19 protein-coding genes are annotated in these 21,979 nt (G+C 46.8%); 14 read left to right on the top strand and 5 right to left on the bottom strand.

The window, feature by feature from the left end; translation table 11 throughout:
* Positions 1 to 153: 153 nt before the first annotated feature.
* A complete protein-coding gene (locus ACLWBD_RS06145) occupies positions 154 to 3,300 on the top strand; it encodes a S8 family serine peptidase (protein ID WP_413570057.1) in 3,147 nt (1,048 codons plus the stop codon).
* A 3-nt stretch (positions 3,301 to 3,303) separates the two neighbouring features.
* On the opposite strand, the gene ACLWBD_RS06140 is transcribed toward ACLWBD_RS06145, so the two are convergent.
* Positions 3,304 to 3,840 (bottom strand): hypothetical protein, encoded by a 537-nt coding sequence (locus ACLWBD_RS06140; protein WP_413570055.1) that lies wholly within the window; start codon positions 3,838 to 3,840, stop codon positions 3,304 to 3,306.
* Between the two features lie 57 nt (positions 3,841 to 3,897).
* The gene (locus tag ACLWBD_RS06135) at positions 3,898 to 4,215 is read right to left on the bottom strand and encodes a hypothetical protein (protein WP_413570054.1); all 318 of its coding nucleotides are present in this window, start codon (positions 4,213 to 4,215) and stop codon (positions 3,898 to 3,900) included.
* Between the two features lie 80 nt (positions 4,216 to 4,295).
* Between ACLWBD_RS06135 and ACLWBD_RS06130 the strand changes: the two genes are divergently transcribed.
* Together ACLWBD_RS06130 and ACLWBD_RS06125 are read left to right on the top strand one after the other, a co-directional pair.
* Positions 4,296 to 4,748, top strand: coding sequence for an OsmC family protein (locus ACLWBD_RS06130; RefSeq protein ID WP_373999342.1), 453 nt, complete (start codon positions 4,296 to 4,298; stop codon positions 4,746 to 4,748).
* An 82-nt stretch (positions 4,749 to 4,830) separates the two neighbouring features.
* A complete protein-coding gene (locus ACLWBD_RS06125; protein WP_063209447.1) occupies positions 4,831 to 5,343 on the top strand; it encodes a hypothetical protein in 513 nt (170 codons plus the stop codon).
* Positions 5,344 to 5,352: 9 nt separating this feature from the next.
* On the opposite strand, the gene ACLWBD_RS06120 is transcribed toward ACLWBD_RS06125, so the two are convergent.
* Complete coding sequence (locus ACLWBD_RS06120) at positions 5,353 to 8,643, bottom strand: Ig-like domain-containing protein (RefSeq protein ID WP_413570050.1); 3,291 nt, start codon at positions 8,641 to 8,643, stop codon at positions 5,353 to 5,355.
* A gap of 129 nt (positions 8,644 to 8,772) precedes the next feature.
* Between ACLWBD_RS06120 and ACLWBD_RS06115 the strand changes: the two genes are divergently transcribed.
* Genes ACLWBD_RS06115 through ACLWBD_RS06105 form a run of 3 tightly spaced genes read left to right on the top strand, consistent with a single transcriptional unit; the run spans position 8,773 to position 11,752 of the window.
* Entirely contained in the window at positions 8,773 to 9,318 is a 546-nt protein-coding gene (locus tag ACLWBD_RS06115) for a pentapeptide repeat-containing protein (RefSeq protein WP_413570048.1), read from the top strand.
* Positions 9,315 to 10,487: a hypothetical protein gene (locus tag ACLWBD_RS06110; protein ID WP_413570046.1), complete on the top strand. Its 1,173-nt coding sequence runs from the start codon at positions 9,315 to 9,317 to the stop codon at positions 10,485 to 10,487. The genes ACLWBD_RS06115 and ACLWBD_RS06110 overlap by 4 nt, the downstream gene beginning before the upstream one ends.
* Complete coding sequence (locus tag ACLWBD_RS06105; protein ID WP_413570044.1) at positions 10,484 to 11,752, top strand: PQQ-binding-like beta-propeller repeat protein; 1,269 nt, start codon at positions 10,484 to 10,486, stop codon at positions 11,750 to 11,752. The genes ACLWBD_RS06110 and ACLWBD_RS06105 overlap by 4 nt, the downstream gene beginning before the upstream one ends.
* Positions 11,753 to 11,760: 8 nt before the next feature.
* Here the strand turns inward: ACLWBD_RS06105 and ACLWBD_RS06100 are convergent, their stop codons facing one another.
* Positions 11,761 to 12,393, bottom strand: a complete 633-nt coding sequence (locus ACLWBD_RS06100) for a hypothetical protein (protein WP_063209437.1) — start codon at positions 12,391 to 12,393, stop codon at positions 11,761 to 11,763.
* A gap of 125 nt (positions 12,394 to 12,518) precedes the next feature.
* On the opposite strand from ACLWBD_RS06100, the gene ACLWBD_RS06095 reads away from it, so the two are divergent.
* From ACLWBD_RS06095 to ACLWBD_RS06080, 4 genes are all read left to right on the top strand, one after another.
* Positions 12,519 to 13,154 (top strand): hypothetical protein, encoded by a 636-nt coding sequence (locus ACLWBD_RS06095; protein ID WP_413570043.1) that lies wholly within the window; start codon positions 12,519 to 12,521, stop codon positions 13,152 to 13,154.
* A 145-nt stretch (positions 13,155 to 13,299) separates the two neighbouring features.
* On the top strand, positions 13,300 to 15,240 hold the full coding sequence (locus ACLWBD_RS06090; protein WP_413570040.1) for a hypothetical protein: 1,941 nt from the start codon (positions 13,300 to 13,302) through the stop codon (positions 15,238 to 15,240).
* Complete coding sequence (locus ACLWBD_RS06085) at positions 15,240 to 15,677, top strand: pentapeptide repeat-containing protein (RefSeq protein ID WP_063209431.1); 438 nt, start codon at positions 15,240 to 15,242, stop codon at positions 15,675 to 15,677. The genes ACLWBD_RS06090 and ACLWBD_RS06085 overlap by 1 nt, the downstream gene beginning before the upstream one ends.
* The gene (locus tag ACLWBD_RS06080; protein WP_063209429.1) at positions 15,674 to 16,915 is read left to right on the top strand and encodes a hypothetical protein; all 1,242 of its coding nucleotides are present in this window, start codon (positions 15,674 to 15,676) and stop codon (positions 16,913 to 16,915) included. The genes ACLWBD_RS06085 and ACLWBD_RS06080 overlap by 4 nt, the downstream gene beginning before the upstream one ends.
* Here the strand turns inward: ACLWBD_RS06080 and ACLWBD_RS06075 are convergent.
* Positions 16,879 to 18,480 carry an FAD-dependent oxidoreductase gene (locus tag ACLWBD_RS06075; protein WP_413570037.1) on the bottom strand — a complete coding sequence of 534 codons (1,602 nt, stop codon included), beginning with the start codon at positions 18,478 to 18,480 and terminating at the stop codon, positions 16,879 to 16,881. The two genes, ACLWBD_RS06080 and ACLWBD_RS06075, sit on opposite strands and share 37 nt — an antisense overlap.
* Positions 18,481 to 18,717: 237 nt before the next feature.
* Between ACLWBD_RS06075 and ACLWBD_RS06070 the strand changes: the two genes are divergently transcribed.
* The 4 genes from ACLWBD_RS06070 (at position 18,718) to ACLWBD_RS06055 (ending at position 21,967) form a co-directional block, all read left to right on the top strand.
* Entirely contained in the window at positions 18,718 to 19,830 is a 1,113-nt protein-coding gene (locus ACLWBD_RS06070; protein WP_063209425.1) for a sensor domain-containing diguanylate cyclase, read from the top strand.
* Positions 19,831 to 20,090: 260 nt separating this feature from the next.
* Positions 20,091 to 21,020, top strand: coding sequence for a S8 family peptidase (locus tag ACLWBD_RS06065; RefSeq protein WP_413570035.1), 930 nt, complete (start codon positions 20,091 to 20,093; stop codon positions 21,018 to 21,020).
* A gap of 36 nt (positions 21,021 to 21,056) precedes the next feature.
* On the top strand, positions 21,057 to 21,533 hold the full coding sequence (locus ACLWBD_RS06060; protein ID WP_413570034.1) for a thermonuclease family protein: 477 nt from the start codon (positions 21,057 to 21,059) through the stop codon (positions 21,531 to 21,533).
* Between the two features lie 59 nt (positions 21,534 to 21,592).
* The gene (locus tag ACLWBD_RS06055) at positions 21,593 to 21,967 is read left to right on the top strand and encodes a VOC family protein (RefSeq protein WP_063209421.1); all 375 of its coding nucleotides are present in this window, start codon (positions 21,593 to 21,595) and stop codon (positions 21,965 to 21,967) included.
* The last annotated feature ends 12 nt before the right edge of the window (positions 21,968 to 21,979 follow it).

Genomic DNA, 21,979 nt, shown 5'->3' with positions numbered 1-21,979 from the left:
GAACAATCATTTCTAGAAACCAGAGCCGTTCTGACCTCAAAATCGGGTTCGCTTTTTTGTATCTTTCGGCACGGTTATTGGATATATCCGCTTGGCTGACCGAATGCCGCCCTTTTGGGGTCGAAATGGCCCTTCGGTCGCCAGGGGGAAATCATGAAACTTCAGTCATTTGCAGCTAGATCGTCTTTAATCACGCTTCTTCTTTCATTGGGGATTGCGGGTTGTACGGCCTCCAAAACGGCTCCGGGAGAAATTTCTAATAACGGATTTTTGGATGGACTTTACTCAACTCGCCCTCAAGTAGAAGAGCCTTTTATTGCCATCCTAAAACTCCAAAATCCTGCGCTTCTTGAATCCGCTCAGCGTAAGGATGGAAAACTGCAAATTGACAAAAGACTTTTGGCGGCCATTGAAGCCGAACAGAAAGCGACTATCGAAGAACTTGCCGCAATTTCTCCAGACATTCGAGTTCTTATTCGCTACCGACTTGTTTTAAACGGTGTTGCGATCTGGGCACCTGCGAAAGCCTTTGATGCGATCAAGTCTTTGCCTAACGTCGTCATGACTGAAAAATCAGGTCATTTTTCTCGCCCTATTATTCAAGCCACTGAGGTCGCGGGCCGCTTGGGAACGAACACTTCTGTTAAATTCATTGGCAGTGAAGCCGCTCACGCGCTGAACATTCGCGGTCAAGGCATGAAGGTCGGCATCATTGACACCGGCATCGACTATACTCACGCTATGTTCTTGGGTGAAGGAACAGAAGAAGCCTATAAAGCAAACAATCCTTCCGTGGCCAATGCCGGATTCCCAAATAAAAAAGTTGTCGGCGGCATCGACCTTGTCGGAACGGAATACAACTCAGGCTCTCCTAATTATGAAAAGCGCATTCCTCGTCCCGACGTCAATCCGTTGGATGAAGGTGGCCACGGAACCCACGTTGCGGGAACTGTTGCGGGGATCGGTGATAATGTAAACACTTACAGTGGCGTTGCTCCTGAAGCGGACCTTTATGCGATCAAAGTTTTCGGAGCGAAAGGTTCAACCAGCGATGAAGTCGTCATTGCGGCTTTGGAATACTCTGTTGACCCTAACGGAGATTTGAATTTCGATGATCAATTGGACGTTGTGAACCTTTCTTTGGGAAGCGGTTATGGCAACCCCCACATCATGTACAATCATGCGATCAAAAATACGGTTCTTGGTGGCACAGTTGTAGTCGCAGCAGCAGGTAACAACGGAGATAAGAGCTACATCGTAGGCGCCCCTGGCGTTTCTGATGATGCGATCTCCGTGGCTTCCGTGATTGATGATTCAAATCAAAACGTTCAATTTCCAGCAGCGGCCTTCACGACTTCCAGCGGAGTTTTGAAAGAAGAATTCTTAGAAGGCGCGATCACAAAGCCTTTGGCAGATGTAACAGCGCTTAAAGGAGAGTTGATCTTTCTAGGCGTGGCCGATAAAGACTTCGACGAAGCGACGAAAGCACAAATCAAAGGCAAAGTCGCGCTCATCGACCGTGGTGTTGTCGCATTTGCTGATAAAATCAAACGAGCTCACGGTGCTGGCGCCATTGCCGTGATCGTAGCAAACAACGCCGATGGCGAGATGATCGTTATGGGTGGTGAAGGTTCTTATGACATACCGGGAATCATGATCACTAAGAAAAGTGCCACCGCGGTGAAAGCCGAAATGGCCAAAGGTTCTGTGATCGTGGATTTAAAATCAGGCGCCATCGTTGAAAAACCATGGCTTGCCGATACAGCCTCTCCATTTTCTTCTCGCGGTCCCCGTTCTGAAGATGGCCTAATTAAACCTGAAATCTCATCGCCAGGTTCAAATATTATTTCTGCGGATATGGGCCTGGGTGCTAAAGGTGTTGCAAACTCGGGAACATCCATGGCGGCTCCTCATGTGGCGGGTGTGATGGCTCTTCTAAAGCAGAAGTTTAATACTTTGACTCCGGCGGAACTGAAATCTGTTCTTTTGGGTCATGGGAAAGTGATTTCTGATGCTAATAAAAAGACCTACACAATCAGCCGCCAAGGTGCCGGCCGTGTGCAAGTAGCTGAGTCTTTGAAAGCCCAAGTGGTTTCAATTCCCGCGACGGTTTCTTTAGGAATTACGGACGTTGAAAAGCAAAAAACTTTAAGCCGTCAGATCACTTTGAAAAACATCAGCGACGCGGCTTTGACTTTGACTCCAGAGTGGTCAGGATCTGCTGCTTTAAAAGTGAGTGCGCCTTCTGTGACGTTGGCTGCGGGTGAATCTAAAACTATCACTGTGACGGCAAAAATCATCGGCTCTTTGATGCAAAATCAAACAGATGAATTGGACGGCTTCTTGAAATTCAAAACTTCAGAAACTGTGGCGTTAAAACTTCCAGCGTTGGCAGTGGTTCGTCAAATTTCGCAAGTGAGCGTAAAATCTTTGACGGTTCACGCAACTTCAGCGGCAGATGCTGCCGGCAGCGTGGCGACGCTTGAAATTCTGAATAAGGGCGTCAACACAGGTTATGCTTACCTATTTAACTTGTTGGGTTCTGACTCACGCAAGAAAGATCCAAAGCCCGATTTAGCTCACAACCGCAACTGTGACATGCAATCAGCTGGATACCGCATTATCGAAAAAGACGGTGTCAAAAAATTGCAAGTGGCGATCAAGCTTTTTGAAGGCATGACGACTTGGAACACCTGCGAAGTGAACGTGCAAATCGACGCTGACGGAGACGGCGTCACAGATCAGGAGCTTGCAGGTCTTCCTGCCGAAGACGTTCCAGGTCTGACTGGCGAGCAATTTGCGACTTTGCTTCTTGATGGCGCACAAGCCCGCGAACTTCGTAAAAAGTTTGAAGCCGACTTTGCAGCAAATCCAGAGAAAGCGAAAGAAGACTACTCATCAGCGGTTTTAGATCAGCAAGCGATGTATGTGTTTGATAACTCGACGTTAGCGATTATTGAAGCTGATGTTTCCGCACTCGCTTTAGCTGAAACCGGAGAGTTGAATATTAAAGTCTCTACCACTCACCAAGATAATGGCGTGATCGAGTACGATGACTATTTGGAAAACCAAGATACAAAATGGCAGAAAGTTTCTGTCAACTCTTTGGCGCAAGCTTATGCAGAACTGCCAGAGGAAATCGAACTTGCTGGCGGTACAAGCCAAAGCCTTTCTTTAGTTAAGGGCTATGGTGCGGAAAGCCTGGTTCTTTACGCTCCTCAAAACAGAGCGGTTCGTGACACTGTTCTTGAAGATTCACAGTCTCAGGTAGTACCTGTGACTTACAATTCCGAAGATTAATTCTTAAGAAACTCCGTGGGTGAAGATCTCATTCCACTCACGGAGGGTCCTGACGTAGATAACTTTTTCTTTTAAATTCTCTCGCGCAAAAATTCTTAAAAGCTCGGGCCGCATCTTGGTGTGCACTTGCCACAAGGTTTTATAAAGTTTTTTTGTATGCGCCCAAGTCGCTTCGTTACATCCTTCTGGCAATTCCTCTCGGCGCGACCAAAGATTTTGAATTTGGCGTTTCGTGCACCACCAATAGTGACGCCACAAAGGAAAGTCGATAAAGATCACACGATCGGCAGCCCGAAATCTTTTTTCAATTATATCGAGGGGTCCATAGCCATCAATAACCCAGGCATCCGTATTTTGAACATCTGTCAGAATGGAAATAGATTCTTTGTGCGGGCGTATGTTCATACCCGCTACAAATTGAATGCTATCCACATGGGTTAAGGGCAACTTATGGATTTCTGCCAGCCTACGACTGAGCGCGGTTTTACCCCCGCCCGCATTTCCGACCACAGAAATTTTTTGGATGTTTAGAATCTTCACGAAAAAAGAATGTCACCAAAAGACTTGTGCTTCAATACATATTCCCAAAGACGTGCTCTAGCCATTACCTAAAAGATTTTTTAAAGCTTCGCGGTCTTCGGGATCTGGCACCAGCCACTCTGGGGGAAGATGTTCAACGGCATACTTCCAGGACGACAGCACCATGGGTTTTGCCAAAGGCTTTGCATGCAAGTCCTTCAGTAAGTTCAAATGCCGCAGCAAGATTGTGCGCGTCGGTTTATAAAAACCTTCCGCGTCCTTGCCCGCATTGGTCACTACGTCTTCAGACTCTTCGACTTTTTGAATCAAACCTTGGAAGAACTTATCAAGACTCATGCTTTCATTGGACCAAAACTTTGGGATTTCTCCAAGCATTAACTCTGTTTTGTATTTTAACGACCGCCTTCCCGCCTAGGAATCCGGCACATAGAATACGACAAAACCAGGAGGAATTTATGGATAGAAGAGCCACGGCCGTATGGAAAGGCAATATTCAAAATGGCAAAGGTGAACTGACGACAGAAAGTGGGGCTTTAAGGAACACACCCTATACTTTCAACACCCGTTTCGGTTCAGAGCTGGGAACAAATCCTGAAGAATTGATTGGTGCGGCCCATGCGGGTTGTTTCACAATGGCTTTAAGTGGCGCCTTGATGAAAAAAGGTTTCACAGCAGACCGCCTTGAGACCTCTGCCGTCGTGACTGTTCAAAAAGAAGGTGAAGGTTTCACTATCACCTCTTCAAAATTAAAACTTATCGCCGAAGTTCCAGACATTGATTCTAAAACGTTTCAAACGATTGCGGAAGAAGCCAAAGCCGGTTGTCCTGTTTCGAAACTTTTAAAAGCGAACATCACTTTGGATGTCGAGTTCCGCTCGTCGCAAAGAGGTGCCAGCGCTACGACGTAATTTTTTTGTTAAAGCGCAGAATCTTCCGTTGCTTTCGGGGAAAGTCTTAATCGATAATAATTCCTAAAAGAAGGAATTCATCATGAGACTTTCCCTAGCTGTTTTAGGTTGTTTATTTCTTAGCTCTTGTGCCATGACGGGTAAAACTATCAAGGACGTTCCGGCAATCAAGGCCGAGAACATTCAAGTGTCCCCTATGAGCGGACTTGCAAAAAGAACCGTTTCGCTCAGCGTGATTGATGCCCGCGCTGAAGAAATGAAAACTCAATCTACAGAGTTACGTGCTGAAGTCGCTCGTGCCGTGACGGATGCTTTAGCTCGAGAAAATATTAAAGTTCAAACTTCGGGTGCTAATTCTTTAGTGCTGACAATCCAAGATTACTCTACCGGTCAATTTAAAGAAGGCTGTGTGAAAATCGTCAGTCATTTGACGATTCCCCAAAAGGCAAAACTCAATGCCGAAGCAGCAAGCTGCTTTGAGATGAAACATCCTTTTGGATTTAAGTTAAGTGCCGATGTCACGAAGGCTTACGAAGAAGCATTGAGCCTGACCTTTAAAAACTTAGATCAGGCTTTAGGAAAACTGAACTTATAATTCGCTTTATTAGCGGTAGGCTTTACCGCGGCCGTTATTCCAAACACGGACACTGCTTGGAGCATTCACGCTTTGTGCAGCGGTTGAAGAAAACGTCAGTGTTCGTGTGTTGACATCACTATCCCCTGTTACGCCCGTCAGATATCTTTGAGAAATATCATTCCACACGCAACCTGCGATCTGCGATCCTGCTTCAGGAAGAATCACGATATTCACGTCGCCAGGATTCACGACCGAGTTCGGTACTTGAATCGCCGCCCCACCATTACCACCGTTATAACCGTTCACGTCGGTATTCACGTTTGCCCCGTCGCTGACATCGGAAAGACCACCGGATCCACCGCCGCCACCGAAGTAACCACCACCACCGCCGCCGCCGTATGAGAGAGAACATGTTCCCGCGCCACCACCGAAGCCGGCACCGAAACCGCCACGACCGAATTTAGCTTCACCAGGATTATTTCCCAAGGCCGATCCGATCAAACAGCTGCTTCCACCTTGGCCAGCGGAAGCATTAATTTGCGCAGCACCATTTGAAGGAATGTAGTCATGAACCGTCGCCCCGACGGCGAGGGCAGTTGCAGCTCCACCACCGACGCCTCCACTTGAAGCTCCGGCACTTCCTGCGACAGCCGCAGCAAGGGGTCCTTCACCGGCGCCGCCTTGTCCTTGCGCGCCGTCATTGTTATCAGTTCCTCCGCGACCACCGCCGCCGCCGCCACCGAAGATGAAGCCTTCGTTGATGATCGTAACATTGGCGTGAAGAGCGTAAACTTGAAAAGCTGTGCCGCCGTCTTGTCCTTGACGAAGGGGCCCCGGATCACCGGAAACCGCCGATGCACCGCCTGCACCACTAGCGCCAATAATACTTCCTTGATTGATGAGTCGAACACGCGCTGTCGTCGATAATGCACCTGAAGAAGTTCCGGTTACCATTGCAGCATATTGAGGATCATTACTATAAACTTTAACGCCAGGATTCACACGCACAACGAAAGTACGACTGGAGTTGGCAACTGCCGTACTATATTCTGTGGAGGCTTTGGACCAAATATCATAGTTCAGGGTATCTACCGCAATCGGCGCAAGAACGACAGCATCGGTCAAGGAAACGTTGATTGTTGCGACCGTAGATTCATCCGTGCCACCCGCATCATCTTTTACTTTCACCGTCACAACGGCAGATGAATCCACACCAGGAGTCGCTGTTAATACGATATTGACACTGCCGTCACCCACGCGCGTTGCAGAACAATTCACGTTAAGTCTTGTCGGATTTGAATTTGTACAAATAAGCGAGGCCGTTTGGGCGCTCTCATTTGCCGGCCCCACTGAGAGAGTCAATGGGACGTTTTCGACTTTATTGCCGGAAGGATCTAGTAAAATTTCCCATGTTGTCGGAACACTTGTGATTGTCGGAGCATCATTCACCGGATTCACAATGATCTCGATTTCTTGATCTACGATGGAATTTCCAGCACCGTTGCCATCGTTAAAGCGAATTTTTGCAAAACAAGATCCGAAGTAATGTGCGCGAGGTTTGATACTCACCGCGCCCGTGGTGGTGTTGATCAGAATATCTGATGCCGGAGTTGCAACGACACTGGTGTCATTACATGCTGTACCCGAAAGGCCTGTATAAACTAAAGAGTATACGCCTTGTCCTTCATCCAAAGAACTTACGTCAGCATCGGAAAGCACTTCAACAACACTGCTAGCAAAACTTGCATCATCTTCGGTCAGAACATCGGGTGTCGCAATCGTCAATGTGGGCGCTGCGTTCGCAACAGTGATTGCCAAGGACTGCATATGTGAAGCCGCATTCGGATCGGTAGCGCGTATTTCTAACTGACATCCTCCGACGTTGCTATTATCGGGCGTTCCCGAGATAGTGACTGTTCGACCATCCGAGGACGGAGTTTCAGTCAACCAAACGCAATCGTCGGAGCCATCACGAATCACTGTGAGATTTTCTGGATCAGGATCCGTGATCGCAACCGTACAAGAATAAGCCACGTCTTCAGTCGCAGACGCCGAACATGGAGTTAGATTTGTAGCAACGACCGGCGCATCCTGAACATTTGTTACTGTCAACGCGACTTCCGTGTAACCCGTGGAAGGAAAGCTGTCCGTTAAGGCGATACGAATATAACAGACACCTTGATAGTCGGGAGCTGGTCTGAAAGACACTTCGCCCGTAGAGGCGTCAATCCTCAGATTAGACGCCGCGGGAGAAGCCACATGATCAACGCAATGATCGCCAGAAGCCGTCGGCGTCACTAAACTGTAAGTGCTTCCACTTTCTTCAATCGAAGAGACATTTGCCCCTGGAATAATCACGGCAAAAGCGGCGTCTTCTAAAAGACTGTAAGGTCCTCCCGTAACATTGATGATAGGTGCCGAATTCGTGACCGAAATATTCCATGAGAAACGAGTGCTCTGTCCGGCAACGTTGTCCTCGGCGTAAACATCAACCTGACAGTTCGTTCCCACTTCGGCAGCCCCTGGAGTTCCACTGACTTCGCCCGTGTTGGCATCAATGGACAACCAACCTCCGCAGGTCGTGGTTCCATCCAGATGATAAGTAAGCGTCAAAGGACTTGGAAGATCCACATCCGTCGCCGCGATCGTGCACGAATAGTTGTAGTTTTCGCCAATCGTCGTTGGACAAGCCAAAGTTTGAATGACCGGAATATCATTAACCGGCGTTACATCGAGGGTGACTGTCGCTACGGCCGATTCGTTACCGGCACGATCGACTATTTTATATGTAAAGCTATCATCAATCTCATTATTGAGATTAGGAGAATAGAGGCAGTTGAGTACATTCGAATTTGCCACACAGCCCGTCAAGGTTCCGCGCGTGGGACTAGAGACAAAGACAATACGGTACTGATCGTTTTCAGTCGGGGCATTCAAAGTGAAGCTTTGAGGTGTATCTTCCGTCACCACAATTGTTTGATCGGCACCAACAACAGGAACTTGGTTGTCGAGAAGAAAACTTCCGACTTCAACGATGTCTTGCGACGCGCGAATCACGGCCGTTAAACGAACGCTATAAACTGTGGGAGTCAGTGTCGAAATGTTCCAGTCATATTCCCCGTCGTTTTCAAGTCGCGATTCAATCATGGTCCAAGTAGAACCACCGTCGGAGGACATTTCTAATGTTAGGTAATCAGGTTCCATGGTGCCATGAGCCGTGGCCCAGCGAATCGGAACGATGTCTGAAGGTTTATACGCAGGTTGCAAAGTGCCCGTCGCTCTCAACTGAGAACTAAAAGCCTCTAGACTGGCGTTCATACAACTCGCCAGAAACAGCGGTACTGTTAGTAGCAAAACAAGACGTTCCAGATGATGCATATATATACGTATCGGATACTACTGAAAATTCTCCATTGTTTCTGGTTAAAAAATCGGTATCATTGTTCCATGATGAGACATTGGCGCAATTTCTGGACCGTCTTCATTTTCAGTCTAACAGCTGTGCAATCTAGTTCTGGACTAACATTGAGTGCGTCGCCCCTCAGTGGAAAAACTCATCCCAGCTTCGACTATAGCGAAAAGCCTTTAAGTCTGGCTCAAGTGATCAACGCCCAATTTACCAACAGCTCTTTTCTTCTCAATAATTGGTATCAAGTTTCTTTTAAAAACGTGACTTGGAAAGATACAAATTTAGCCGGCACTCGATCTACGAAGGTTGAGTTCGAAAACGTGGACTTTAGGCACTCGGATCTTTCGGGGTTTAAATGCAACCACTGCAGCCTTAAGAATGTCACATTCGAAAATGCAAAAATGGATGGAGCACACTTTTTAGGTGCCGTCTTTATTAATACTCATTTTGTTAAAAGTGATCTTCGACGCGTCGATTTCGTCGCAAGTTCATTTCAAAATTGCACCGTGGATTCTGAAACAGCAAAACACCTTTCTTTAGAAAAACTGCAAAAATGGAAGCTTCAAGTGAAGGAGACCCCATGAGGTATTTTCAGTCTCAACTTGAAGAAATAAAAAGCTCCCGCGCCTTGCAAGTCTATGGTGCTTTATTAGCGCTGACTCATCTATTGAGCGCGTACTTTTGGATGGACCGATCTTTGGATCTGGTCACGAAGGCCTCCCCGATTTCAGCTTCATTATGCTGGCCGTTTTTCCCTGCTTGCGATGTGATACGTTTTTCTTCGACCGCGCAGGCTTCTTTATTTTTAGAAGTGTATGCAGTGGCTTCGCTGGGAGTCGCCGGACTTTTCTTATTCCGCCGATTGAAATATGCGTATTTTGGATTGATGGGGTTACTGGCTTTAAAGGTCTACTTCACAAGCTTATCTTACGGCTTGATGGGCAACTATCACTATATGGTATTCTTCACCCATCTTGCCTTTTTGTTTCTTCCGACAAAAAACATCACCATCCCCTTTTTCATTGGGATCTTCTATTGGGGTGCCGGCATTTTGAAGTTTGATCCGGAATGGCTCAGCGGAACCGCCCTCATCACGCCTAGCTTTCTTCCGTCATCAATTGAACATATCAGTCTTATTTATGCCGTTATCTTAGAGTGCATTTTTGTATTTGGATTTTTTAGCAAAAAAAGATGGATTCGAGGGCTTGTCCTTTTCCAATTTATTCTTTTTCATGCCTTTTCATGGCATATCGTCGGGTACTTCTATCCCTTGACCATGTTCTTGCTTTTAGGGATTTTCATATTAATCCCTCTTTATAAAGAGAGATGGCAAGCCGTTATTGATTCCCGTCTTTGGCAAAAAAAGAGCACGCTGATTCCTATTTTAATTTTGGCGCTTCTGCAAATCGTCCCGAGCCTTTTAGCGGGAGACCCCGCCGCCAGCGGAGCCCCTCGAATTCTTTCGCTAAATATGCTTGATGCCCGAATGGAATGCGACACGCTCTTGATTCGCCACGCCCCCTTTTCAGAGGAAACTTACGATCCTTTTGTAAAAGCGCCATCAACACGAACGCAGTGTGATCCTTTGGTTTTCCTGTCGCAGATTCAACTCGTCTGTAAAGACCGCTCGGAAAAAATGGACTTCTGGCTTTCCTCAAGAAGAACTACGGGAGATGTTTTTAAAACACGCCTTTTCATTCCTGACGTTTGCTCTAAATCCAGAGCTGAAATTCTTTGGGCGGAAATCTTATGATGAAATATGTTTTCGCTATTTACAGTATGGTCGTTCTGGTTCTTTTAGCACGAGCTGAACTTAAAACCTGGTCGATGCTTGATAGCGGTCTTCGCCTTCAGAAGTCGAAAGAGCCGAAGCAAGCAGAGGTCCTTCAGTATGATTTAAGTACAGAAGACAAAAAAGAAAGTTTATCAACCTATCGCCGCGACAACCGCCGTTCAGGCCATCACGAGGTGGATGCTTCGGGCTTCACTCCGTTTCAAATTCTGTGGCAAGTCGCCGAAGTTAATAACGGCATTCATCGCGCCAGCAAAAGTTCTCCGGCGGCAGATGAACAGGGATTTTATGTTGCTGATGATACAGGTTTTTTAAGAACTTATGATTGGCAGGGACGACTGCGCTGGCAGTTTTATAGTGGAGTCAGTCCTCGCGGCATGCACTCCACTCCATTGACGGATAAAGACAGTGTCTATATCGGAGATTATGCTGGTTACGTCTATGCCCTGAACAAAGAAAATGGAAAACTGCGCTGGATCACTAAGGCAGGCACAACCGTCGGATCTTCACCGTTTATGCATAATGGAATTCTTTATGTGGGGATCGAACTTCCAGAACCCGAAGGATTTTTACTCGCTCTCGAGGCAAAAACTGGAAAATGGGCTTGGACTTCACCGTTAATTGGAAATCATCCGCATTCATCTCCGACCCTGGATGTTCCTAACGCTCAGATTTTGATGGGATCTAACACCGGCGCGATGGTTGCCTATGACCTAAAAAATGGAAAACCAAAATGGTCTTTTGCAACCAATGACGATATTAAATGTGCCGCAGCCATTCATGGAGGAAGTGCTTACTTTACGTCCTGGGATGGTTTTTTGTATTCGCTTAATACTACAACAGGTCTTCTGCAATATCGTTTGCCTTTAGACGGCTCGGCGATGAGCTGCCCTTCTATAAATAAAGACGGAACTCTGATTGCAGTCACGGGTTTTAATAAAAACTTCGTCGTACATGGTCCTTCAGGGAAGATCGTTTGGTCCTCTGAAATCAAGGGACTCAAATCGCGCGCACAATCAAGTCCTCTTGTTATCAGTTATACTCAACAGGAAGTGGCCGTCTTTCTTTGTGAAGAAAAAGCGTTATGCGTGCATGACCTTCATTCGGGGAAGGTTTTACAAGAAATAAAAATGGAGAGCCCGTTTTCTGGCTCTCCCGTCTATTTCAAAAACCATCTTTTCATTTCAACATCAGGAAAAGACGGACTCTTGGTCCTTAAAAACTAAGGCGCGGCTTACTCAACCGTTGCGCCCACAGGTCCCATTAAAAGTTTATAGCCGTTTTTCTGAGCTATCACTTTGTCGTATTGTGCTCCCACTGTGGCTGTCATACGCCAGCCTTTGGGGTTAGAGGCTTCATGAGTTCCGCCGCCCCCACCGCCACCAACGCCGACGGTTGTTGTTTCTTTTGCGGGAGCATTAAACACAACATCCTTTTCGGGATGGAAATCGGCCAGGTTTTCGTAGCGAATGGATTTTACGCCAGAGTCTGTGGCTTTGATCGCGCAGATAGAAACTCCATAACTATCACTCAAACTACAGTCTGCTTTCACAACGCCAGTACCTTTGGTCACGGAATAATCAGGGCGATACCCTTGCACCACGGTGTTGTCTGAGTTCATTAAACGCACAACAACTAGCAACTGAGAGCTTCCGTCAGAAATACCATGTGAGCCCACTAAGACCTCGGTATTTTCAAAATCGGCTTTTGATGGATCCGTGATAACGCCCGCAATAGGACGTTCCGGCAATACGATGCCTGGTGGAAGTTTTGGACCACTGAGTCCCGCAAGATTTTCCAGACTGGCTTCGATTCCGCAACCTGTGAGCAGAAGCGTAAGTAAAGGCGTCAAGACGTACCAAACCATACCTGCCTCCAAAATATCTATATATTATTATCGGCCCCGGTCCGGGATTTCTTAAATGACAGATTTTCAACTCTTCTATATGCGACTTTAGTTCTTCTGAAGATCAGCCGAAGTATTATAATGATATGAATATCCGGAACGTCCTCCTTATTATATTGGGAACTGTGGTTGTTTCTGTGACAACGGCATTAGTAACTGTGCGTATGATCCAATCGGATCTCGCCTCCTCAACCCTCAAACAAGTCGATCCAAATCTTACGCAAACAACGACTCCCCCATCGACGATGATAAAGCTGTCGCCGACGGCTCAAGTTCCGCCACCACCTCCACCTGCTGTGCCGACTCCCGCACCTGTGCCTAAGTTGGCTGCGGATCCAGCGGGCCCAAGTATCGAATCCCTGCTTCCTCCGAAAGAATTTGATCCTAATTATGACGCTCGGAAACCTCTTCGACCGGAAGAAGTCGTAAAAACTCTTTTAAAGAATACGCCTGATTGTGAAGACGATTATAAAGAGCTCTGCACAGGCAATCGGTTTCTGGCTGAACATCCTTTGGCATGTTTGCGCTCTCAAAAAGAGAAGATCTCGCGCGCCTGCGCCAACCAGGTCAGTGCCGTTCAAGATAAGTTTAAGACAGACTGCTCTTCGGACATTCAAAAATTCTGTCCTGAGCAACGTCGTTACTTTTCATGCCTCAAAGCGAAATTCAATGAACTCTCTAAAGTCTGTCAGGCGAATATTAAAGAGTATTCTCGCAAGTAATCGTCTCAGATTCATACGTTTACGATAAAATTTTGTAATTTTTTGTGTGTCTACTAATATTTTTGGCCAGTTTATCCGATATGTTTTGGTAACGAGATAATTTGTTGTTCTTTGTTCTGTACGTAACTTTAACAAGGAATTTGGTATGCTCTCGATTAGAAGCACTCTGGAAATAACTACGGCACTTCTACTAGCAGTCCCCGCTTGGGCACAGATGTCTGTGTCAGAGGTTCCTCAAGGCCTAACGATTCAAGGGCGAATTATTCAGCCTGATGGCCTTCCTTTAGAAGATTCCAACGTCCACTTCAATATCAAGGTTCTTTCGCCAGGTGCGGAAGCCTGTGTGTTATTTGAAGAAAACCGGGTCGTTAATATGACCAATAGTAAAGGTGTTATCAACTTTGCTATCGGGGCTGGCGAAGCGGGAGCCACCGTGGTGCCTGCAGGGCACACTCTGCCCCTTCATAAAATTCTTAAAAACTCAGGAACGATTGCAGGCCTTGCAAGCTGTGCTGGAGGCCAAACAAGCTATGCGCCGAATGCCGGGGACTCCAGAAAAGTCCGTGTGACTTTCACCGTGGGTTCTGAAACTGTGGCGTTGTCTCCGGACTTTGATTTACGTTCGGTTCCTTATGCCATGGAATCTGAAAATGCCGTGGCTTTGGAAGGAAAAAAAGCGGCGGACTTTATTCAAGCTTCGGCCAATGTCACACAAAATCGTGTTGAGACGCTTTTATTACCTGCTAACTTCGACGGACTTCTTGCGCTTTTAAATCCGAGTGCGAGCTCTCCGACAACAGGCTCTATCGGTATTCCATCTTCCGATGGCACGGCGACTGCGCCAGTGCGTGACGGTCTTATGCGCTACGATGAAGCCACACAGACAGTTCAAGTTTCTATCGGAGGAACTTGGCAAAATGTGGTCACTGGAAACACGGGAGTCGGCTCAAGCAATATCGAAGACGGTTCTGTGGGAGCCGCAGACATTGCTGATAATGCGATCTCTGGTGGGAAAATTTTAAATAACGCCGTGACAACTGATAAGTTGGCGGACGAAGCCGTTACCAGTGATAAACTAATGAATAACTCTGTAACGAACGGTAAAATCGCCGACGGTGCGATTACATTTAATAAAATTGCAAATGGTGCTATCAGTACAATCAAAATCGTTGATGGCGCTGTGAACTCTGCAAAAATCTTGGATGGAAGTATTGCGACAGCTGATTTAGCAAACAGTGCGGTGACAACAGCGAAGATTGCGGATAGTAATATTACGACGGCGAAAATCGCTGATCAGAACGTGACCACCGCTAAAATTGCAGATGGAAATGTCACCACAGATAAAATTGCTGATCAAAATGTAACGACGGCAAAAATTGCTGATAGCAATGTAACGACAGCTAAAATTGCAAACTCCGCTGTAACTACGGCGAAGATCGCTGATGGCAATGTGACGACGGCAAAAATCGCCGATGCCAACGTGACGACAGCGAAAATCGCTGACGGAAATGTCACTGACGCAAAAATCGCCTCTGTCTCGGGCTCAAAAGTTACTGGAAATATTCCTGGTAACGCCGCAGGCTTCTATGGAGCTTTGGCCGGTGACGTCGTCGGTGGACAAAGCGGCACCACAGTTCAACGTATGCAAGGTCGCTGGGTGGCAAATGTGAATCCAGGTGTAGGCCAAGTATTAAAGTGGGATGGTGGCCAGTGGGTTCCTCAAACAGATAATAACTCTGGTGGTACTATCACGAGTGTCTCTGCAAGCACAGGTCTTTGGGGCGGTGGTTCCTCTGGTGGTGTTTCACTTGGTCTTACTAATACAGGTGTCGGTGCAGGTTGGTATGGTAACGGTTCTTACGTTCCACAATTCTATGTCGATGCCCAAGGTCGTATTACAGCGGTAAATAACATCGCCGTAAATGCAGGTTATGCTTCTTGCGGTGGAAATCTGCACGGAAGAGCTTGGATTTCGTCAAGTGGTTGTAGCAGCGCCACAATCGCTCAGTGCGTGAACGGAAGCACAATCACAGTCGGGACCTTCTCGACTGGCGGAAGTTGCGACGGAGATGGCGACGGTTTCTAATGAAACGCCTGGCTTTTTACTACTCAGGATTAATCACCTTCGTGGGACTTTTGCAGCTGACCTATTTAGGTCAGCGCATGTTCCCTCCTCCCAAAGTAAATAGACTTTATTTTCCATCAGAAGAGCAGGTATTCACTCCTGCTTTTCCTATTTTAAATCCCGGGGTGCAACCCCTCTTCCCTGCTTCGGAAGTTATTTTGCAAGAGCGTCTGTATGCTCCTTTTGTCAGCTTGCGTGAAGCCAATCTTTCGAATCGAAATCTTTCTAAAGCTCACTTAAGTTTTGCAGATTTGCGCGGAAGTAAACTTCTCGGCACAGATCTTTCTCAAGCCTTGCTTTATGGGGCTCAACTGGACGGCGCTTTGTTCGATAAAAATACGCGGCTTCCCTTCTCTCATGAAACGGCCTTGGCATTGGGTATGAAAGAGCAGCTATGAGGTCGTTACTTCAAGAATTAAAAACCTATCCTCAGCTGCTTTTTGTCGGAGTGATTTTAAGCTTCGAACATCTGCTCACTTTATTTTTCTGGCTCACAGAAAGGCCCGTGCAATGGGTTCTTTCTCCCTCGAACCCCTCGGTGTGCTGGCCGCTTTTTTCGGCGTGTGCTGACTTTAAACCGTCTTCCGTCGTCTTAGGAATTATTTTAGCCATCTACGGTCTTACAGCTTTAGTGGCGATGTACTTCTGGCTGCGCAAGAATTTTCGTTGGGGCATTATCGCTCTTTGGGTGCTGGTTGCGATTAAGTGCCTGATCATTCTTCAAGACTATCGCCTGACCGGAAACTACCATTATCTTCCGACTCTTATAACGGTCTGTTTTTTACTTATTCCCGGTCGACCGTACGCCCTGACATTTAGTTTTTTCGTTATTTATTTTACAGCGGGACTTTTAAAACTGAATCCAACATGGCTCAACGCGGAAGCCATCAACGAGCGACTGCTGCCCCCGATCATCAATAAAATCGGCGTATGGTATGTCTTAGTCCTTGAACTTGCTTTCATCTTCTTCTTATTCAGTAAAAAGAATCGCTGGTTCTATTTTATTTTTGCTCAGTTGGTTTTATTTCATCTTTATTCTTGGCATCTCACTCGCTTCTTTTATCCGACGGTGATGCTGACATTGTTGGGGATTTTGTTAGTTGTTCGATCCACGGCCCCGGCCCTGGGTTTTAAAGAAACATTCCAAAGAGTTTTCTCTTCAGCAGAAGCTAAACTTTTAACCACATTCTTTATTCTTTTGCAGATTCCGCAGTACTTAATTCCCGGTGATGCGGCCCTCACCGGCGAAGGACGCATGTACGCTATGATCATGTATGACGGTCGGACTCAGTGTCAGCCTTATCTGACATTATGGAAAAAGAATAAAGAAAAAGAAGAAATGCCACTTCAACCGCCTTGGCTTATCACCCGCACGAAGTGTGATGCGATGGTATATTGGCGTTTGGCGCAAAATATTTGCAGCTGGACGAAGAAGGATGTCTCTATTGTTCAAGTCGATCTTTACGTGCCCGTTCGTTACGAAAATACTGAAGATTGGCAACCCCTGGTCGCCGCGACAGATGTCTGTAATAAAGAACTGACCTATTCAAGTTTTTTCCCGAATACGTGGATTAATAAAGTCACCCGTGAAGTCTCGCATCAGGGTGAGGGCTCCATAAACCCGGGCGAAGATTGAATCCGTTCAAAACGATGTTCGTACTCAGCCAAGATTTCGTGCACCTTTTCATCATCTAAATGCGAAAGCGCTTCTTCCACTTTCAGATTTTCCTGATCACGACCCACTGTAAGCAAGGCCGCAATTCTTTGATCTTCGTAATAGGCGACGGCAAAATCCACTTGCTCCATGTCGCCCAAAACATCCATGCGATCAAAGCGATCCGAATGTCCAATGTAACACAAGGTCAGTCCATAATGTGTTGTCCAGAAGAACGGCACATCTTGGAAGCGCACTTTATCACCCATCATATTTAGCGCTGCCACTTGCCCTTGGCGCTCAGCGACCTCCCAGTGTTCGACTCGAATCGGTCTTTGACTGCGAGGATCGGGCCAACGTGCGATATCTCCGGCGGCAAATATGCCGGGCATACTGGTTTCTAGATATTCATTTACTAAAATTCCGTTGTCAGTAAAGCAGCCCGCTTGTTCGGCTAGTTCTGTGTTGGGTTGTATTCCGGCTCCTACTACAACGAAGTCAGCATCAATGCTTTGCTTGTTATCTAACACCACGCTGCGATCGCGAATTTCTTTAATTCCGTGTCCCAGATGAAATTTCACTCCATGCTGTTCATGCAATTTTTTAAGATAACTTCCGACGTGAACGCCCACAACATTCATCAATGGCATTTCCTCTGGAGCCACAACATGAACTTCCATCCCTCGTAAGCGCAAAGAGGCCGCGACCTCGAGCCCAATAAAACCGGCCCCGATGATAACGACCCTAGAGGCCCACGACGTGCGCGCAATAATGCGCCGACTGTCTTTCAATGTTCGCAGCAAATACACATGCCCTTTATCAATTCCAGGAATGCGCGGCTTTCGAGGAGTCCCTCCGGTCGCGAGTAAACAGCGATCAAATCTCAAAGATTTTCCGTTCGAGATAAATACAGAGTTTCTATGCGTATCAATTTTTTCAACTTTGACACCCAATTCAAGACGAATGCGATTTTGTTTGTAAAAATCTTCGGTAAAAAGAGGAATCCATTCTTCAGGGGCATTCCCCGCCAAAAAATCTTTTGAAAGATTAGGACGGTCATACGGAAGTTCTTTGTCTTCACCGATCAGCGTGATGCTTCCCAAGAAACCTTTTCTTCTTAACATCACCGCAGCCGCAGTCCCCGCAGCCCCGGCACCGACAATGACATACTGTTGAGTTTCTGTGCCTTTACGTGGAGTTATCACAGGGCTTTTCTTATCGGTGACGTAAACTTTATTATCGCGGACTTCAACATGCCAAGCTGGAATGGGACTTAAAGCCGGCGCTTTTAAAGCTTCCCCCGTTCTTAAATCAAAACAAGAGTGATGCCACGGACACATGACTTTATCACCTGTCACGATGCCGGCCTCTAAGGGGCCTCCATAGTGAGAGCACTTTGCACCCACCGCGAAATAATCGCCTTCGTGACGAACTAAAAGAACCGGTTCATCACCGATATGACCAAGCAGGCTTTCATTGTCTTTAAGTATTTCTTCAGAAACTCCCTTAGAGAAATCTGGTCCGCTGACTTTTGCACTTACAGCCATGACAAATCTCCTTGATGACTTCGATGATAGTCCCATTCAGAAGGCGTCGCAGGCAGTGTCAGGAAGTTGTGCATAAAAACAACAATGCGTTCTGAAAATCACTCTTGAGGAGTGGCAATTGTGTTGATTGTCTCAGTCTGAAACAGGACTCTCGATTAAAAATCGGCGGGGGACCTTCAATCAAGACCCTATAATTCCGATGAGAAAGGTGGTTGTTTAGTCGCCAGGAGGCTACGTTTGAAACAATGGATGAAAAAACTTGTTGAGCAGTTTGATATGGACTGGGGCACTTCATCCCACGAAAAAGGAGCGGCCTCTGCAGGTCCCTCTTTGACCGAGGATCGCGCAACGTTGCTCTACATCCTTGATGTTTACAACAAGCACCTCTTTGAAATTCAAAATCATTCGGTGCGCAAGGTGCGCGCGAAATTGGATACGTTCGCTAAAGAGCTAGTACAAGCCGATACAGAAGCAACAGAAAAAACTCTGTTCCGCCTTCGTCAGTTTATCTCTAGCTACCGCATTGATGAATACACTTACGTGCAAAACACGTTTGACGATTTTAAACGCATCATCTGGGATTTCGCGGATCACTTAAGCGAAGAAGCCCAAGTCGAAGATGCTTCGCAAGCAGATATCAATCAAAGCCTTGAGGGCTTGCGTGAAGCCGTTGAATCAAACTCTATTGAAGAGCTGCGCGCGCGCTCCAGAGAATTCATTAACTTCTATTTGAAGCATCAGAATTCAACGAACGAACGCCGCTCTAAACGCATGGAATCCATTAAAAAGAATCTAACCACGGTCAAAAAGCAGTTGATGGAAGCCAATCAGACCATGCGCCGGGATCACATGACGGGAGCTCACAACCGTCGCAGTTACGATGAGCAAGTACGCCGCTATCTGCAATTGCATGACATCGACAAAGACCCGATGACACTGATTCTATTAGACATCGACTTCTTTAAAAAGATCAACGATGCCTACGGACACGATATTGGCGATTTCGTGCTAAAAGAATGCGTTCGCCTGCTGCAAGAAAGCTTTTCTCGCGAAGAAGATTTTATCGCCCGTCTAGGCGGTGAAGAGTTCGCCGTGATTCTTCCGGGTTGTAATACGGAAGCCGCGATCAAGATGGCAGAAGAGGCCATGAACCGCATCCGCAAAGAAGTCTTTGTGCAAGATAAACTTGAGATTCGTTTCACCATCTCTATGGGGATTGCAGAAATCACCGCGGGAGAATCGGCAGATAGCTGGTACAAGCGTGCCGATGAAGCCCTGTACGAATCCAAGCAAACAGGCCGCAACAAATACTCATTAGCAAAAGCCCCCGGAATGAAACGGGTCGCATAATAAGGAATCTGACTGAGACTAAAAAGGATCCGCAAGGATCCTTTTCTTTTTTCCTCCCCGCCTAGCTCCTTAAAATGACTCAAGAATCCCTGTCCAAACTTTAGACAGTTGCCCAGAGATTTCTGGTGACTGGAATTTTCTGATCACACGCCGTAATTTTCGGGGTGTTCTGAAAAATCTAAACACTCGCAGCGAATTTCAAAACGAAATCGAAATCAACGCACGCAGAGTTGGCTTTCACTTTGCTTTGTACGTCAGTCATGATGACGACAACACTTCCAAAGAAACTTTTAGTGCTTCTTCTTTTTGCAAACCTCGCTGTTCAAGCGCAAGCAGACACGACTGCGCATAAGGATCGCGACATTGTCGTAGCGATCATTGATACTGGGGTCGACATAAATCATCCCCTTATTCGGGATCACCTGTGGGTGAATCCGAACGATCAGAAAAATACTTTAGATGATGATGGCAATGGATATGCCGATGACCTCCATGGATGGAACTTTGTTTCAAACAATAGTGATATCTCAGACAATCACGGGCACGGCACCCACGTCGCGGGAATTATCCTGCAAAAAGCGAAAACTCAAAAAGTGAAATTCATGATTCTGAAATACTACGACCCGCTTCAGTCAGGGGATGACAACTTGCTAGCGACGGTGAAAGCCATTCGGTATGCAACGAAAATGAAAGCGGACATTATTAACTATTCAGGTGGTGGCGACTCAAGAAGCCCGCTGGAAGAAGCTGCTATTCGTGACGCTCAAAAACAGGGAATCGTTTTTGTAGCGGCGGCCGGCAATGAAGGGCGCGACACCGACCGCGTCGGCTACTATCCAGCGGGCTACCGATTAAGCAACATTATTTCTGTTGCCGCCGTCGATTCTCGTAAGCGTCTTTTAGCGAGCAGTAACTATGGTTCCAAGTCTGTCGACATAGCGGCGCCAGGTAAGAACGTTTTTTCATCCCTCCCTGGCGGCCGCTATGGATTTATGACGGGGACTTCACAGGCAACAGCGTGGGTGAGTGGCCTGGTGGCTTCTTTACTGGCACGCTCAGAGAAATCTCTGCGCCCCGAAGATATAAAAAGGTATCTAGAGCAAAGTGCGACGAAGGACCGCATGCTGACTAAGAAAATTCGAACTCAAGCCCGTATTTCAAGCTTGGCCTCGTTGCACACCACTCCTTAGTTTGACGAGCAACAAAACAGAAGATAGGCTTAAATCATGAGATTTCACCTTCGACTTATCTTCTGTTTTGCCATCACCTCCCTTCCCTTCACCCTCCAGGCTCAAGTGTGCCAACATGATGACACCACCTTTCGCTGTGTGAAGGTTTTAAAGAACTACGATGGCGATACCTTGACGGTGAATATTCCAAACGTGCCGGCATTGATCGGTAAAAACATTTCGGTTCGCGTTTCGGGAATCGATACGCCCGAAGTAAAAACAAAAAATGGCTGCGAAAAAGAGGCAGGTAAGATTGCCCGCAATTTGGTGGCTAGTACTTTAAGAAATGCCAAGACCGTTGAACTGCACAATGTCCAACGCGATAAGTACTTTCGCATTCTGGCGGATGTCATGGTAGATGGTCGTTCCCTGAAAGAGATTCTGCTAAAGAACAACCTGGCCTACACTTATGACGGTGGAACGAAAAAACATCCCGATTGGTGCAAGGTTCTGCGTCAGCCGGCCAATCACTGATTCCTTGCACAGCTCCGGGGATTTCTTGATTTCCTAGGAGACCAAAGCAAAATGGGCCCATGAGAATCAATGGCGTCCCCCAAAACCTTTATTCTTGGTATCAACAAAACCTAGGCCTGATGCAGGACTCTGACGGAGCCTTCGTCATTCCGAGTGAGCGTCTTTTAGCGAACTCCGAGCCGGTCAGCTTTTTTCCTTACGACACCAGCTATTTCTCTCCTTCCAACACCCGCAACCTCTTTAATTTCCAGGTCGACAATCTGGCGGCTCTTCTGACCTCCATGGCAGAAAACGGCGTGCGCATTGATGATCGCATAGAAGAAACCGAGCATGGGCTTTTTGCCTGGGTCTATGACCCTGAAGGGAATAGGATTGAACTCTGGGAACCCGCTCATCACAAAGAGACTTTGATCAATTTGCCAGAAGCAGAGTGAGCGGTTTAAGAT

It is taken from the genome of Bdellovibrio sp. HCB117, from assembly GCF_047305915.1.
GTDB lineage: Bacteria > Bdellovibrionota > Bdellovibrionia > Bdellovibrionales > Bdellovibrionaceae > Bdellovibrio > Bdellovibrio bacteriovorus_B.
Note: the sequence above shows the minus strand (reverse complement) of the source record. Positions and strands in the feature narration are given on the sequence as shown.